13 protein-coding genes are annotated in these 14,174 nt (G+C 71.0%); 10 read left to right on the top strand and 3 right to left on the bottom strand.

All coding sequences use genetic code 11. The features are described from left to right. Positions 1-3 precede the first annotated feature (3 nt). Positions 4-1,128, top strand: a complete 1,125-nt coding sequence (locus ACFVTR_RS19100; RefSeq protein ID WP_387039918.1) for a zinc-binding dehydrogenase — start codon at positions 4-6, stop codon at positions 1,126-1,128. Positions 1,129-1,181: 53 nt separating this feature from the next. On the opposite strand, the gene ACFVTR_RS19095 is transcribed toward ACFVTR_RS19100, so the two are convergent. The 3 genes from ACFVTR_RS19095 to ACFVTR_RS19085 all read right to left on the bottom strand — a co-directional run bounded on the left by ACFVTR_RS19095 (position 1,182) and on the right by ACFVTR_RS19085 (position 4,015). Then, complete coding sequence (locus ACFVTR_RS19095; protein ID WP_387039916.1) at positions 1,182-1,856, bottom strand: HAD hydrolase-like protein; 675 nt, start codon at positions 1,854-1,856, stop codon at positions 1,182-1,184. A 152-nt stretch (positions 1,857-2,008) separates the two neighbouring features. Further along, entirely contained in the window at positions 2,009-2,704 is a 696-nt protein-coding gene (nucS, locus tag ACFVTR_RS19090) for an endonuclease NucS (protein WP_387039914.1), read from the bottom strand. Positions 2,705-2,713: 9 nt separating this feature from the next. Next, positions 2,714-4,015, bottom strand: a complete 1,302-nt coding sequence (locus ACFVTR_RS19085; RefSeq protein WP_387039912.1) for an MFS transporter — start codon at positions 4,013-4,015, stop codon at positions 2,714-2,716. A 199-nt stretch (positions 4,016-4,214) separates the two neighbouring features. Here ACFVTR_RS19085 and ACFVTR_RS19080 point away from each other — a divergent pair, with 199 nt between their 5' ends. From ACFVTR_RS19080 to ACFVTR_RS19040, 9 genes are all read left to right on the top strand, one after another. Continuing rightward, entirely contained in the window at positions 4,215-5,657 is a 1,443-nt protein-coding gene (locus ACFVTR_RS19080; protein ID WP_387039911.1) for a sulfatase, read from the top strand. 121 nt (positions 5,658-5,778) lie between these two features. Next, complete coding sequence (locus ACFVTR_RS19075) at positions 5,779-7,053, top strand: ABC transporter substrate-binding protein (RefSeq protein WP_387039909.1); 1,275 nt, start codon at positions 5,779-5,781, stop codon at positions 7,051-7,053. Positions 7,054-7,057: 4 nt separating this feature from the next. Then, complete coding sequence (locus tag ACFVTR_RS19070; RefSeq protein WP_376947882.1) at positions 7,058-8,032, top strand: carbohydrate ABC transporter permease; 975 nt, start codon at positions 7,058-7,060, stop codon at positions 8,030-8,032. After that, positions 8,025-8,930 (top strand): carbohydrate ABC transporter permease, encoded by a 906-nt coding sequence (locus ACFVTR_RS19065; RefSeq protein WP_376947884.1) that lies wholly within the window; start codon positions 8,025-8,027, stop codon positions 8,928-8,930. Before ACFVTR_RS19070 ends, ACFVTR_RS19065 begins: the two co-directional genes overlap by 8 nt. A 4-nt stretch (positions 8,931-8,934) precedes the next feature. Beyond that, entirely contained in the window at positions 8,935-10,050 is a 1,116-nt protein-coding gene (locus tag ACFVTR_RS19060; RefSeq protein WP_387039906.1) for a LacI family DNA-binding transcriptional regulator, read from the top strand. Between the two features lie 38 nt (positions 10,051-10,088). Further along, positions 10,089-11,282, top strand: a complete 1,194-nt coding sequence (locus tag ACFVTR_RS19055; RefSeq protein WP_387039904.1) for a Gfo/Idh/MocA family protein — start codon at positions 10,089-10,091, stop codon at positions 11,280-11,282. Between the two features lie 126 nt (positions 11,283-11,408). Beyond that, the gene (gene tdh / locus ACFVTR_RS19050) at positions 11,409-12,452 is read left to right on the top strand and encodes an L-threonine 3-dehydrogenase (RefSeq protein ID WP_387039902.1); all 1,044 of its coding nucleotides are present in this window, start codon (positions 11,409-11,411) and stop codon (positions 12,450-12,452) included. Between the two features lie 2 nt (positions 12,453-12,454). Further along, on the top strand, positions 12,455-13,639 hold the full coding sequence (locus ACFVTR_RS19045; protein WP_387039900.1) for a glycine C-acetyltransferase: 1,185 nt from the start codon (positions 12,455-12,457) through the stop codon (positions 13,637-13,639). Positions 13,640-13,740: 101 nt separating this feature from the next. Next, entirely contained in the window at positions 13,741-14,172 is a 432-nt protein-coding gene (locus tag ACFVTR_RS19040) for an SRPBCC domain-containing protein (RefSeq protein ID WP_387039898.1), read from the top strand. Positions 14,173-14,174 lie beyond the last annotated feature (2 nt).

Here is a 14,174-nt window from a genome sequence, read left to right as displayed (position 1 = left end):
AGGATGCGTAGCGCGGTCCTCAGGGAGCAGGGCGCGGCCCGGCCCTACGCCGTGAGCCGTCCGCTCGAGATCGAGTCGCTCGCCGTCACCGCCCCTCGGGCCGGCGAGGTCGGCGTGCGGATCGAGCGGGCGAGCCTCTGCCACTCCGACCTCTCGGTCGTGAACGGGTCGCGGCCCCGCCCGCTGCCGATGGCGCTCGGCCACGAGGCCGCCGGCGTGGTCGAGGCGGTCGGCGAGGGGGTCGACGGCATCGCGGTCGGCGACCACGTCGTGCTCGTCTTCGTGCCGAGCTGCGGGGCCTGCCGCGAGTGCCGCTCCGACCGGCCGGCGCTGTGCTCGCGCGCCGCCGCGGCGAACGGCTCGGGCGAGCTGCTGCACGGACCGTCGGTGCTCTCCGACGCCGAGGGCGGTCGGGTGCACCATCATCTCGGGGTCTCGGCCTTCGCCGAGCGCGCCGTCGTCGCGGCGGAATCGCTCGTCGTCATCGACCGCGACGTGCCGTTCGACATCGCCGCGATGTTCGGATGCGCCGCGCTCACCGGCATGGGCGCCGTGTTCAACACGGCCCAGGTGCGGGCCGGTCAGTCGGTGATCGTCTTCGGCCTCGGCGCGGTCGGGCTCGCGGCGGTCATGGCGGCCGCCCAGATCGACGACGTGACGGTCATCGCGGTCGACCCGAACACCGACAAGCACGAGCTCGCGCTCCGGGCGGGGGCGGATGCGGTCGGCACGCCCGAGGGTGCGGCGGAGCTCGTCGCGGGGCTCACCGACGGTGGCGTCGACGTCGCGATCGAGGCCGTCGGCAGCGCCCGCGTCATGGCCGCCTGCCTCGAGCTGCTCGCGCGGGGCGGTGCGCTCGTCTCGGTGGGGCTGCCGCACCCCGAGCAGGAGCTGTCGGTGCCCGCGCTCCAGTTCGCGGGTGCGGGCAAGCGGCTGCTCGGCTCCTACATGGGCGACGCCTCGCCCGCGCGAGACATCGCCCGCTACGTCGAGCTGTGGCGAGCCGGGCGCCTGCCGATGGAGCTGCTGCACACCGACACGGTGCCGCTCGCCGAGATCAACGAGAGCCTCGACGCGCTCGCCGACGGGCGGGTCGTCCGTCGGCTGTTCGTTCCCGGCGCCGCCTGAATCGGCGCGCCTGAATCGGCCGGCGGCCCGTCGACCGGGCCGCCGCAGAGTGCTCAGCCGAGCAGGAGCGAGCGCAGCTGGTCGGCCGAGTGCACGACGGCCATCGCGTCGCCGGCCTCGGCGGGCGAGCCGTAGCCCCACTCGACGAGGATGGTCGGCACGCCGTTGGCGAGCGCGCCGAGGGTGTCGTAGCCGCGGTCGCCGACCATGACGGAGTTCGTGGTGTCGACGCCCTCCGTCTGGAGGCGGCGGAGCGCCTCGGCGACGACGTCGGCCTTGGTACTGCGCGACTCGTCGTCGCTCGCACCGGTGATGACGGTGAAGTAGTCGCTGAGTCCGGCGTGATCGAGCACCTCGCGCGCCATTCGCTCGGGCTTCGAGGTCGCGAGGGCGATCGGGATGCCGGCGGCGTGCAGCCGCTCGAGCACGCCGGCGACGCCGGGGAAGACGGGGGAGCGCAGCACGTGCTCGCCGTAGTGGTCGCGGTAGACGTTCAGGGCCTCCCACGCCTCGGCGTCCGAGAAGCCCGCGGTCATGCGCAGGCTGTCGAGCAGCGGCGGGCCGACGTAGGCGCGCAGCGTGTCGTCCGAGGGCACGGGCAGGCCCATCTCGGTGAACATGTGCGCGAGTGAGCCCGTGATGTCGGCGGCCGAGTCGATGATGGTGCCGTCGAGATCGAAGAGCACGGCCGACCACGTACGGGTGGGGGAGAGGGTCGGTGAAGTCACCGTGACATCCTAGGACGCGAGAATACGAGCGATGCTCGAATTACAGCAGGCCCCAGTGAACCCGCAGCGCACGTTCAGGCGGTGAGACCGGTCGTGAGGATGCCGCGCTCGCCGCGCCGCGCCAGTCGAGAGGAGCGCCTCGCGCCGCCCGCTCAGAAGAGCCGCGAGTCGCCGTCGTCGACGCCGCGCATCGCGTCGTAGTCGAGCACGAGGCACCGGATGCCGCGGTCTTCGGCGAGGGTGCGCGCCTGCGGCTTGATCTCCTGCGCGGCGAACACGCCGGTGACGGGGGCGAGCAGCGGGTCGCGGTTCATGAGCTCGAGGTAGCGGGTCAGCTGCTCGACGCCGTCGATGTCGCCGCGCCGCTTCAGCTCGACGGCGACGCTCGCGCCCGAGGCATCCGTCGCGAGGATGTCGACCGGGCCGATCGCCGTCATGTACTCGCGGCGCACCAGCCGGTGACCGTCGCCGAGCAACTCGATCTGCTCGGCGAGCAGCTTCTGCAGGTGCGCCTCGACGCCGTCCTTCTGGAGTCCGGGGTCGATGCCGAGCTCGTGCGCGGAGTCGTGCAGCACCTCGTGGATCGAGACGATCAGGCGGTCGGCCGTCTTCTTGTGCGTGACCGTCCAGAGCTCGACGATGCCGGCTTCGCGCTGCTCGTCGTCGGGCTCGCCCGTCGCGAGCGTGCAGGGCGGGCTCATCCAGTTGAGGGGCTTGTAGCTGCCGCCGTCGGAGTGCACGAGGAGGCTGCCGTCGCCCTTCACCATGAGCAGGCGGGTCGCGAGCGGAAGGTGGGCTTGGAGCCGCCCCGCGTAGTCGACGGAGCAGCGGGCGATGACGAGACGCACCCGTCGAGTCTACGTGCGGTCGGATGCCTCGTCGCCGCCTGCGACGGCGGTGCGGCTGCGCTCGCGGGCGGCCGGCGCTGCCAGGAACGAGAGCACGAGCAGCACGAGGATGACGAGCAGCGCATTCAGGATGCCGAGCTGCTGGCCGATGAACCCGAGCAGCGGCGGGCCCGTGAGGAAGGCGCAGTAGCCGATGATCGCGACCGCGCTCACGCGCGCCGCCGAGTCGGTCGGGTGATCGGCGGCGGCCGACATGCCCACCGGGAACCCGAGCGACGAGCCGACGCCCCAGAGCACGGTGCCGACGACGAGCATCCAGGTCTCGGTGCCGAAGATGAAGAGCGAGAGCCCGATGATGCCGACGACCGCGAGGGTGCGCAGCACGGGCACGCGTCCGTACCGGTCGAGGATCGGCCCGCCGACGACGCGGGCGGCCGTGATCGAGACCGTGAACACGCCGAACATGAGCGCGCCGATCGTGGCGTCGAAGCCGTGCCCGTCGACGACGGCGAGGGCGAGCCAGTCGTTGGCCGAGCCCTCGGCGAACGACATGCCGAGCATGATGACCCCGATGAGGAGGAGGCGCACATCGCCCCAGACGGCGAGGTTCGCCTTGAGTCGCTCGGCGAACGGCGGGCGGGGGGTGTCCGCGTGGGTGTCGTCGCCGACCTCGGCGCGCAGGGGCACGTAGCGCACGGCCACGAAGATGGCGACGGCGATGCCGAGCGCGATGGCCAGGAGATGGATCGACACGGGCACGGCGGCCGCCGAGGCCGCCGCCGCGACGCCCGCTCCTGCGACCGTGCCGAAGGAGAAGAAGGCGTGCATGAGCGGCATGACCGTGCGGCCGATCTCGCGCTCGGCCTCGGCGCCCTCGACGTTCATCATCACGTCGACGGCGCCGTTGCCGAAGCCGAAGAGGGCGAGGCCGATGACCACGAGCGGCACCGAGGGGAGGAGCGCGGAGCCGCCGATACCCGTGAACACGAGCCCCGCCGAGACGGTCACGAGGGCGCCGATCATGCCGAGGCGCGCGCCGAGCCGGGCGAGCAGCCAGGGTGCGGCGATGAGGCCGAGCACCGCGCCGGCCGACGAGGCGAGGATGACGAGGCCGACGCCCTGCGTGCTGAGCCCGGTGTCGTCGCGGATCGCGGGGATGCGGGCGACCCAGCTCGCCATGCCGAGCCCCGAGAGGAAGAAGATCGCGAAGATGGCGTTGCGCCAGGCGACGAGCTCGCGGGGGGCGCGGGGCGAGCGGGCCGCGCCCGCGGCGCGGTCGCGCGACTCGTGGTGGGCGGTCGGTTCGGCCATGTCGGTCCTCGAGGTGGAGTGGGTGGTCGTCGGTCATCGATCCGGCACCGTCCGGTGAGCCCGTGATCGGCGCGGATCGAATCGATTCGATAACTGTAGCCGAGATGCCCGGCCACCGCACCCGGTTGCTCGCTTGCCCGCCCGACGCGGGCGCACTATCGTCGATTGCTAATCGATTAACAGCGGCGAAGGGGCAGCGATGACGAGGTCGGACGGCGAACGCGAGGTCGAACTCCGGAGCGGGGACCCTGCCCGTCGCCCGCCCAACATCCTCCTGATCGTCTCCGACGACCACGGCTACGCCGACCGATCGCACCTCGGCATCGACCCCGAGGTGCGCACCCCGTCCCTCGATCGCCTGGCCGCCGAGGGCGTCGCCTGCGACGAGGCGTACGTGACCGCACCCGTCTGCTCGCCCTCGCGCGCGGGCCTCATCGCCGGGGCCTATCAGCAGCGCTGGGGCGCGCACTGGTTCGACGACTCCTCGATGGCGGGCCCGGGGCATCCCTCGCTCGCCGAGCGACTGCGCGACGTCGGGTACCGCACCGGGTACTACGGCAAGGTGCACTACGGCGCCGAGCGCGAGGGCGACCGCGGCGCGCCGCCCCAGCACGGCTTCGACGACAGCTTCTACGGGCTCGCCGGACAGTCGATGGGGCGCCTCAACTACCTTCACCACTCGGATGCCGCGGTCGCCGACTACGGCGACGCCGCGAAGGCGATGGCCGTGCAGCCGATGTCGGCGGGCGGTGAGACGGTCGAGGTCGAGGGGTTCCTCACCGACGAGATCGCCGATCGCGCGGCCGCCTTCATCGCGCAGGACGACGATCGGCCGTTCTTCGCGATGGTCGCCTTCAACGCCGTGCACAACTTCTGCTGGCAGCTGCCCGACGAGGAGCTCGAGGCGCGCGGGTTGCCGAAGTTCGAGGACTGGTACCCCGGGGCATCCGAGTACCTCGACTGGTACGACGGGGCGATCAGCCCGAACCTGCCGAACGGGCGCGCGTACTACCTCGCGCAGCTCGAGCTGATGGACCGCCAGATCGGCCGGCTGCTCGACCTGCTCGACGAGCTGGGCGTCGGCGACGACACGATCGTCGTGTACACGACCGACAACGGCGGCTCCCACTGCAACTACGGGGTGAACGCCCCGCTCCGCGGCTCGAAGTACACCCTCTACGAGGGCGGTGTCCGGGTGCCGTTCCTCGTGCGCTGGCCGGCGGCGCTGCCGGGCGGGGTCGCGCGCGACGGCCTCGTCAGCTCGATGGACATCGCGGCGACCGCGCTCGCCGCGGCGGGCGGCGACGTCGACGGGCTCGACGGCCGCGACCTCCTCGCGTTCCTCCGCGGCGACCGCGGCGCGGTGCGCGACGAGCTCCACTGGGACTGCGGCTGGCAGTGGTCGGTGCGCCGCGACCGGTGGAAGCTGAGCTGGGTCGAGCCGGGGTCGCGGCATGCCGAGGAGATCCGGCGGGTCGAGCACACCGAGCCGGGCGACGGTCTCCGCCTGGCCGACCTGGAGTCTGATCCGGACGAGCGTCACGACGTGCACGACGACCACCCGGGCGTCGTCGCTGAGCTCCTCGCGGCGCGTGCGGCCTGGCGCGCGGAGATGGACCGTTCGTCCGCGTCTCGCGGCTGACGCTTGCATGCGGCCCCGGCGGCCGCTACAGTCACGTGTTAATCGTTTAGCTAAACGATTAACATCCGGCGGGCGCAGCACCGCCGACCCCCACCAAGAGACAGATCCAAAGGAGGATCGGATGCTTCGAAGTGCAATCACCCGCCGCGGTGCGGCCGCGGTGGCGCTGGCCGCGACGGCCGCGCTCGCGCTCAGCGCCTGCAGCGACTCGGGTTCGGCATCGGGCGACGGCGAGGCCGTCACGCTCGAGTACGGCGTCTGGGACCAGAAGCAGGAGGCCGCGATGAAGGAGATCGCCGCCGCCTTCACGGAGGAGCACCCCGAGGTCACCGTCAAGCTCGTCACCACGCCGTACAAGGAGTACTTCACGAAGCTCCAGACCTCGGTCTCGGGCGGCTCGGCACCCGACGTCTTCTGGATGAACGGCCCGAACTTCCAGCTCTACGCCTCGAACGGCGTGCTCGCCCCGCTCGACGACCAGGGCATCGACCCGGCCGACTACCCGCAGGGACTCGTCGACCTCTACACCTACGACGGTGCGCTCTACGGCGCTCCGAAGGACTTCGACACCGTCGGGCTCTGGTACAACAAGGAACTCTTCGACGCCGCCGGCGTCGCCTACCCCGAGGCCGGATGGACCTGGGACGACCTCGCGGCGACCGCCGCGAAGCTCACCGACCCCGCGAAGGGCCAGTACGGCATCGCCGCCTCGCAGTTCGGCCAGGAGAACTACTACAACTCGATCGCGCAGGCCGGTGGCGAGGTCATCAGCGCCGACGGCACCGAGTCGGGCTACGGCAGCCCCGAGGCGCTCGCGGGCATCGAGCTGTGGACCGACCTCATCGCCGCGGGCTCCTCGCCCACCGCGCAGCAGATGACCGACACGAACCCCGAGGACCTCTTCTTCTCGGGCAAGGTCGCCATGTTCCAGAACGGGTCGTGGGCCGCCGGTGCCTACGCCGACAACCCCGACATCGCCGACAAGGTGAACGTCGCCCCGCTCGCCGCGGGCCCCGAGGGCAACCAGAGCGTCATCCACGGTCTCGCGAACGTCGTGAACGCGAAGGGCGACCACGTCGAGCTCGCCAAGGAGTTCGCCGCCTTCGCCAGCGGCGAGGCCGCGTCCGACATCATGGCCGACTCGGGCACCGTCATCCCGGCGTTCGACGGCAAGCAGCAGGCCTGGGTCGACGCGCTGCCCCAGTACGACCTGCAGGTCTACATCGACGCGCTCGACACCGCGGTCGCCTACCCCGTCTCGAAGAACACCGCCGCGTGGACCTCGATCGAGAGCGAGGTCCTCTCGCAGATCTGGGCCGGCTCGATCTCGCCGAAGGACGGCCTCCAGCAGCTCGCCACCGAGATGCAGGCAGCGCTCGACGCGGAGTCGGAGTAGCACCATGACCGAACTGATCGCGCAGCGCGCGAGCGCGCCGATCTCCGAACTCGATCGGGGGCGGCCGGGCGCCGCCCCCGGTCGGGGGCGCCGGCGCGGGCGAGGGCCCGGCCAATCGCCGTGGTGGGCGCTGCTGTTCATCGGCCCCACGGCGGCGGGTCTCCTCGCCTTCTACCTCTGGCCGACGGTGCGCACCTTCTTCATGTCGTTCACCGAGTCGGGCCCGTTCGGCGGCTCTGAGTTCGTCGGAATCGACAACTACGTGCGCCTCTTCCAGGACCCCGAACTGCTCGGAGCCCTCCGCAACACCGCGCTGTACACGGTGATCGCCCTCGTCGGCATCCCGCTGGCGGTCGCGATCGCCGCGCTGCTCAACACGACCGGCCTGCGCGGCCGCGGCGTCTACCGCACGCTCTACTTCATCCCCGTCGTGACGATGCCCGCCGCGATCGCGCTCGTCTGGCGCATGATCTACAACGGCGACTACGGCGTGCTCAACGAGGCGCTGGGCTTCTTCGGCATCGACGGCAAGAGCTGGCTGACCGACCCGAGCACGGCCCTCGTCGCCATCGCCGTCGTCGGCATCTGGGCGGGCCTCGGCACGAACATCGTCATCTTCCTGGCGGGGCTCCAGGGCATCCCCGACACGGTGATGGAGGCCGCGGACCTCGACGGCGCCGGCCCCGTGCGCAAGTTCTTCTCGATCACGATCCCGCTCCTCAGCCCCAGCATCTTCTTCGTCAGCGTGATCAGCGTCATCGGCGCACTGCAGGTGTTCGACCTCATCTACATGATGCTCGGCCAGTCCAACCCGGCGATGCCGAACACCCGCACGATCGTCTACCTCTTCTACCAGGCGGGATTCATCGACAACGAGAAGGGCTACGCGGCGGCGATTGCGTTCCTGCTGCTCATCATCATCCTCATCCTGACGGTCGTGCAGTTCCGTCTGCAGAAGAAGTGGGTGCACTATGAGTGACCTCTCCCTCGACACCCGGGCGATGACCGGCGCGGATGCCGCGAGCGAACGCGGGCGCGGGGCATCCGCCGCTCGTGGCCGTCGCAACCGGGGCCACTGGCTCGTGCACCTCCTGCTCGCCGGCGGCGCGATCCTGATGGTCTTCCCGTTCGTCTGGCAGACGCTCACCGCGTTCAAGACGTTCCAGGACTCGGTGCAGGTGCCGCCCGTCGTCATCCCCGACCCGTGGGTGTGGACCAACTTCGCCGAGGTCTTCGACTCGATGCCGTTCGGCCAGATGTTCCTCAACTCGGTGCTGCTCACGATCGGCCGCACCGTCGGCCAGGTCGTGCTCTGCACGATGGCGGGCTACGCGTTCGCGCGCATCCCGTTCCGCGGGCGCAACGTGGTGTTCGTGCTGTTCCTCTCGGTGCTCATGGTGCCCTCGCAGCTCTACCTGCTGCCGCAGTACGAGATCATCCAGAACCTCGGCTGGCTGAACACCCTCCAGGCGCTCATCGTGCCCGGCATCTTCAGCGCCTTCGGCACCTTCCTCATGCGGCAGTTCTTCATGTCGATGCCGGCCGAGCTCGAAGAGGCGGCGCGCATCGACGGCGCCAATCCGTGGCAGACGTTCTGGCGGGTCATGGTGCCGCTCGCGAAGCCCGGCATCGTCGCGCTCACGGTCTTCACGGTGCTGTGGTCGTGGAACGACCTGCTGTGGCCGCTCGTCGTCACGACCGACCCCGAGAAGATGCCGCTCTCGGTGGGCCTGTCGCAGCTCGTCGGCCTCCACGGCACTGACTACCCTGTGCTGATGGCGGGCGCACTGCTGGCGACGCTGCCCATGCTGATCACCTTCATGATCCTGCAGAAGCAGTTCATCCAGGGCATCGCCTTCTCGGGAACGAAGGGGTGACGTGATGGTGCGGACGAACGCTGACGGGTCGACGACGAACGGCGGACTCGGCGGCAACGGCAACGGCCACGGCGGCGGAAGCAGTGCCGCCGCGCGCCGGCGCCCGACGCTGCGCATGGTCGCCGAGCTCGCCGGCGTCTCGACGGCGACCGTGTCGTACGTCTTCTCAGGGCGCAGCGGCGGCGGTTCGGGGGTCGCCGAGGCGACCGCGAAGCGCGTGCTCGAGGCGGCCGAGCAGCTCAACTACCGTCCCAACCGCGCCGCCCGCACCATCCGCACGGGCCGCAGCGACACGGTGCAGCTCTCGCTGCACATGCTGAGCGACCCGTGGTCGCTCGCCGTCGCCGCCGCGGTCAACGAGGAGGCGAACCGGCACGGGCTCACGACGCTCATCCTCGCCGACGGCGACTGGTACGCGGCGCTCGACCGGGTCGAGAGCGACGTCGCCTACCTCGACGGCGCGATCGGCACCGACGACGCGGAGCGGAAGGTGCAGGCGCTCGCCGAGCGCGGGCAGCGCCTGGTGGTCTTCAGCGAGACCCTCGAGCCGAACGGCTACGACGTGATCCGCTCCGACGCGATCCCGGGCTGCTACCTCGCGATGGACCACCTCCTCGAACGGCACACGTCGATCGGATGCCTCGTGGCCGAGGACGCCGTGCACGCCGCCGAGGGATCGCGGTACACCCCGTACCTCGAGCGCATGCGCGAGCACGGCCTGCCGGTGCTGCCCGAGCACACCGCGACGTATGCGAACACGCAGGCGAGCGCGTTCACGGCGGCGGCGGCGCTGCTCTCGCGCGACGACCGCCCCACCGCCATCTACGCGACGACCGACTTCGCGGCGATCGCGGCGATCAACGCGGCGCACATGCTCGGCCTCCGGGTGCCGCACGACGTGGCCGTCATCGGCGTCGGCAACACCCCCGACGCGCAGGCCGTCGCACCGACCCTGACCACCGTCGGCCCGACCGACTTCTACCGCCGCCAGGCCGAGATCATCGTCGCGCGGGCACTCGAGCCCGACGACGAGTTCCGGCTGCACGAGTTCGTCTGGTCGCTCGTGCCCGGCGGCTCAACCGATCTCGACGCACCGCCGCGGGCGGCGCGCACGCATTGACCCTGCGCACGCAGGAACACCTGAAGGAGCACCACCCCGTGGATCTGAACATCGGCATCGTCGGCTTCGGCGCGCGCTCGACCCTCGTCTCGGAGGCGCACCGCCCCGGGCGCGGCTCGCGCGTGACGGCGGTCTGCGACCTCTCGGAGCGCTCGCGCGCCGAGGCGCGCGCGGCGCTGCCCGAGGCATCCGTCACCGACTCGCTCGACGAGCTGCTCGCGAGCGGAATCGACGCCGTCATGGTGCTCACCCCCGACCACCAGCACGCGCCCGTCGCGATCGCGGCGCTCGAGGCGGGCGTGCCCGTCTTCTGCGAGAAGCCGCTCGCCGTGACGGTCGAGGACGCCGACGCGATCCTCGAGACGGCCCGCCGCACCGGCACGCGCCTCTACGTCGGCCACAACATGCGCCACATGTCGGTGGTGCTGCTCATGCGCCGCCTCATCCTCGAGGGGCGCATCGGCGAGGTCAAGGCGGTCTGGTGCCGTCACTTCGTCGGCAACGGCGGCGACTACTACTTCAAGGACTGGCACGCCGAGCGCGAGAAGACCACCGGCCTGCTGCTGCAGAAGGGCGCGCACGACCTCGACGTCATCCACTGGCTCGCCGGCGCGTACACGACCGAGGTGCAGGCGATGGGCTCGCTCAGCGTCTACGGCGACATCGACGACCGGCGCGACCGCTCGGGCGAGCGGATGCGCGACTGGTTCAGCCTCGACAACTGGCCGCCGACCGCGCAGACCGGGCTCAACCCGGTGATCGACGTCGAGGACATCTCGATGGTGAACATGCGGCTCGGCAACGGGGTGCTCGCGAGCTACCAGCAGTGCCACTTCACGCCCGACTACTGGCGCAACTACACGGTCATCGGCACCGAGGGCCGCATCGAGAACTTCGGCGACGTCTCGGGCTCCGAGGTCGGGCTCTGGAACCGCCGCCACCAGGGCGCGGCCCCTGCCGACGAGACGTTCATCGTGCCCGAATCGCCCGAGGACGTCGGGCACGACGGCGCCGACGCGCTGCTCGTGGCCGAGTTCCTGCGCTTCGTGCGCGACGGAGGGGTCACCTCGACCTCGCCGGTCGCCGCGCGCGAGGCCGTCGCGGTCGGCATCCGGGCGACCGAGTCGCTGCGCGGCGAGGCCGGCACGGTCGAGGTGCCGCAGCTCGACGACGAGCTCGTCGCCTACTTCGAGGCCGGCCAGGTCGAGGCGTCCGCCGTCGTCCAGGGCTGACGCCGAGCCTGAAACAATCCACCTCGCGCCGGTACGATGGCTGAGTCATCCGGCGCACCCACCGGACCTCTCGCATGAGCCGCCGCACCCAGCGGTTCGTGCGCCGAACAATGGAGTCACCCTGCGATGAAGGCCCTCTACAAGTCCGCTCCCGGCGCCGGTTTCGAGTTCGTCGAACGGCCCGAGCCCACGCCCGGCCCCGCAGACGTGAAGATCCGGGTGCTCCGCACGGGCATCTGCGGCACCGACCTGCACATCGAGAAGTGGGACGACTGGGCCGCGTCGACCATCGCGACGCCGCTCATCGCGGGGCACGAGTTCTACGGCGAGGTCGTCGAGGTCGGTCCGCTCGTGCACGACGTCGCGGTCGGCGACAAGGTGTCGGGCGAGGGGCACATCGTGTGCGGCATGTGCCGCAACTGCCGCGCCGGCCGTCGTCAGATGTGCATCCGCACGCTCGGCGTGGGCCTGCACCGCGACGGTGCGTTCGCCGAGTACATCGTCATCCCCGGCGAGAACGTGTGGGTGCACCACTCGCCCGTCGACCCCGAGGTCGGCGCGATCTTCGACCCCTTCGGCAATGCCGTGCACACGGCCCTCGCCTTCTCCGTCGTCGGCGAGGACGTCCTCGTCACCGGCTGCGGCCCGATCGGGCTCATGTCGATCGCGGTCGCGCGTCACGTGGGCGCCCGGTTCATCGTCGCCTCGGACGTCTCGCCCGCGCGCCTCGAGCTCGCCCGGCAGATGGGCGCCGACGACGTCGTCGACGTCTCGAAGGAGCGCGTGCGCGAGGCGCAGGGCCGGCTCGGCATGCGCGAGGGCTTCGACGTCGGCTTCGAGATGAGCGGGGCGCCCAAGGCGCTGCCCGAGATGATCGAGAACATGAACCACGGCGGCCGCATCGCGATGCTCGGCCTGCCCGCGCAGGAGTTCCCCATCGACTGGGGCAAGGTCGTCACGCACATGCTGACGCTGAAGGGAATCTACGGCCGCGAGATGTTCGAGACGTGGAACTCGATGAGCGCGATGCTGCAGACGAGTGCCGAGCTGCGCGGGCGCGTGGCATCCATCATCAGCGACCGCTACGCGGCGCGCGACTGGCGCGAGGCGTTCGACGTCGCCGCCTCGGGCGGCGTGGGCAAGGTCATCCTCGACTGGACGGAGGTCTGAACATGTTCGGAGACGTGAAGGCGCAGCTGCGGGCCGAGCTCGACGAGATCGAGGCCGCGGGCCTCACGAAGCGCGAGCGCGGCATCCACGGTCCGCAGTCCTCCGAGATCGAGGTCGCCGGCCGCGAGGTGCTGAACTTCTGCGCCAACAACTACCTCGGCCTCGCGAACGACCCGCGCATCGTCGCGGCCGCGCACCGCGGGCTCGACGAGTGGGGCTACGGCCTCGCGAGCGTGCGGTTCATCTGCGGCACGCAGGAGCTCCACCTCGAGCTCGAGCGGCGCGTGTCCGAGTTCCTCGGCTACGACGACACCATCCTCTTCTCCTCGTGCTTCGACGCGAACGGCGGCGTCTTCGAGACCCTGTTCGGCGCTGATGACGCGATCATCTCCGACGAACTCAACCACGCGTCGATCATCGACGGCATCCGCCTCTCGAAGGCGCAGCGGTTCCGCTACAGGAACCGCGACATGGCCGACCTCGAGGCGAAGCTGCAGGAGGCCGCGGGCGCCCGCCGCACGGTCATCGTCACCGACGGCGTCTTCTCGATGGACGGCTACATCGCGCCGCTGCAGGAGATCTGCGACCTCGCCGAGCGGTACGGCGCGCTCGTCTTCGTCGACGACTCGCACGCCGTCGGCTTCGTCGGCGCCAACGGTCGCGGCACCCCCGAGTACTGCGGCGTCGAGGGCCGGGTCGACATCACGACCGGCACCTTCGGCAAGGCGCTGGGCGGGGCATCCGGCGGCTACGTGGCCGCCCGCCAGGAGATCGTCGACCTGCTGCGCCAGCGTGCGCGCCCCTACCTCTTCTCGAACACGCTCGCCCCCGCGATCGTCGCCGGCACGATCGAGGCGCTGTCGCTCCTCGCGTCCTCGGGCGAACTGCGCACGCGCCTGAACACGAACGCCGCGCTGTTCCGCGAGCTCATGGATGCCTCGGGCTTCGAGCTGCTGCCCGGCGAGCACGCGATCGTGCCGGTCATGTTCGGCGACGCCGCGCTCACCGCCCGCATCGCCGACGCGCTCCAGCAGCGCGGCGTGTTCGTCACCGCGTTCTCGTACCCCGTCGTCCCGAAGGGCGCCGCCCGCATCCGCGTGCAGCTCTCCGCCGCGCACACCGAGGACGAGATCCGCCGCTGCGTCGCCGCGTTCGTCGAGGCGCGCGACGCGGTCGCCGCCGGCTGAGACCGTCGGGCCGGGCCCGTCAAGGCCTGCCGCGCCGTCGGACGTCGGGCGTAGCGTTCGACCTGACGGCGTCGATCGGCGACGCCGGGAGGGAGACGATCATGGCCGAGGACTTCGACGCGATCTCGACCACCACCGTCGAGGCGCCCCGCGACCGCGTCTGGGCGGTCATCACCGACCCCGTCGCCGCGCGCGAGTTCATGTTCGGCACGGAGCTCGTGACCGACTGGGCGGTGGGCGGGCCGATCCGCTGGCGCGGGGAGTGGAAGGGCGAGCCGTACGAGGACCACGGGACCGTGCTCGAGGTGGTTCCGGGGGAGCGGTTGGTGCACACCCACTTCAGCCCGCTGAGCGGCGAGCCCGATCTGCCCGAGCACCATCACACCCTGACCTGGACGCTCGACGAGCACGACGGCTCCACGGTGCTGACGCTCCGGCAGGACAACAATCCGTCGGCCGAGGCCATGCCGCACTCGAAGCGGATGTGGGACACGCTCGTCGCGAAGGTGAAGGAGATCGCCGAGCGCTCCTGAGT

Source organism: Agromyces sp. NPDC058126, assembly GCF_042884595.1.
In the GTDB taxonomy this organism is placed as follows: domain Bacteria; phylum Actinomycetota; class Actinomycetes; order Actinomycetales; family Microbacteriaceae; genus Agromyces.
The sequence above is the reverse complement of the archived record's forward strand: the minus strand, read 5'-3'. Positions and strand labels throughout refer to the sequence as shown.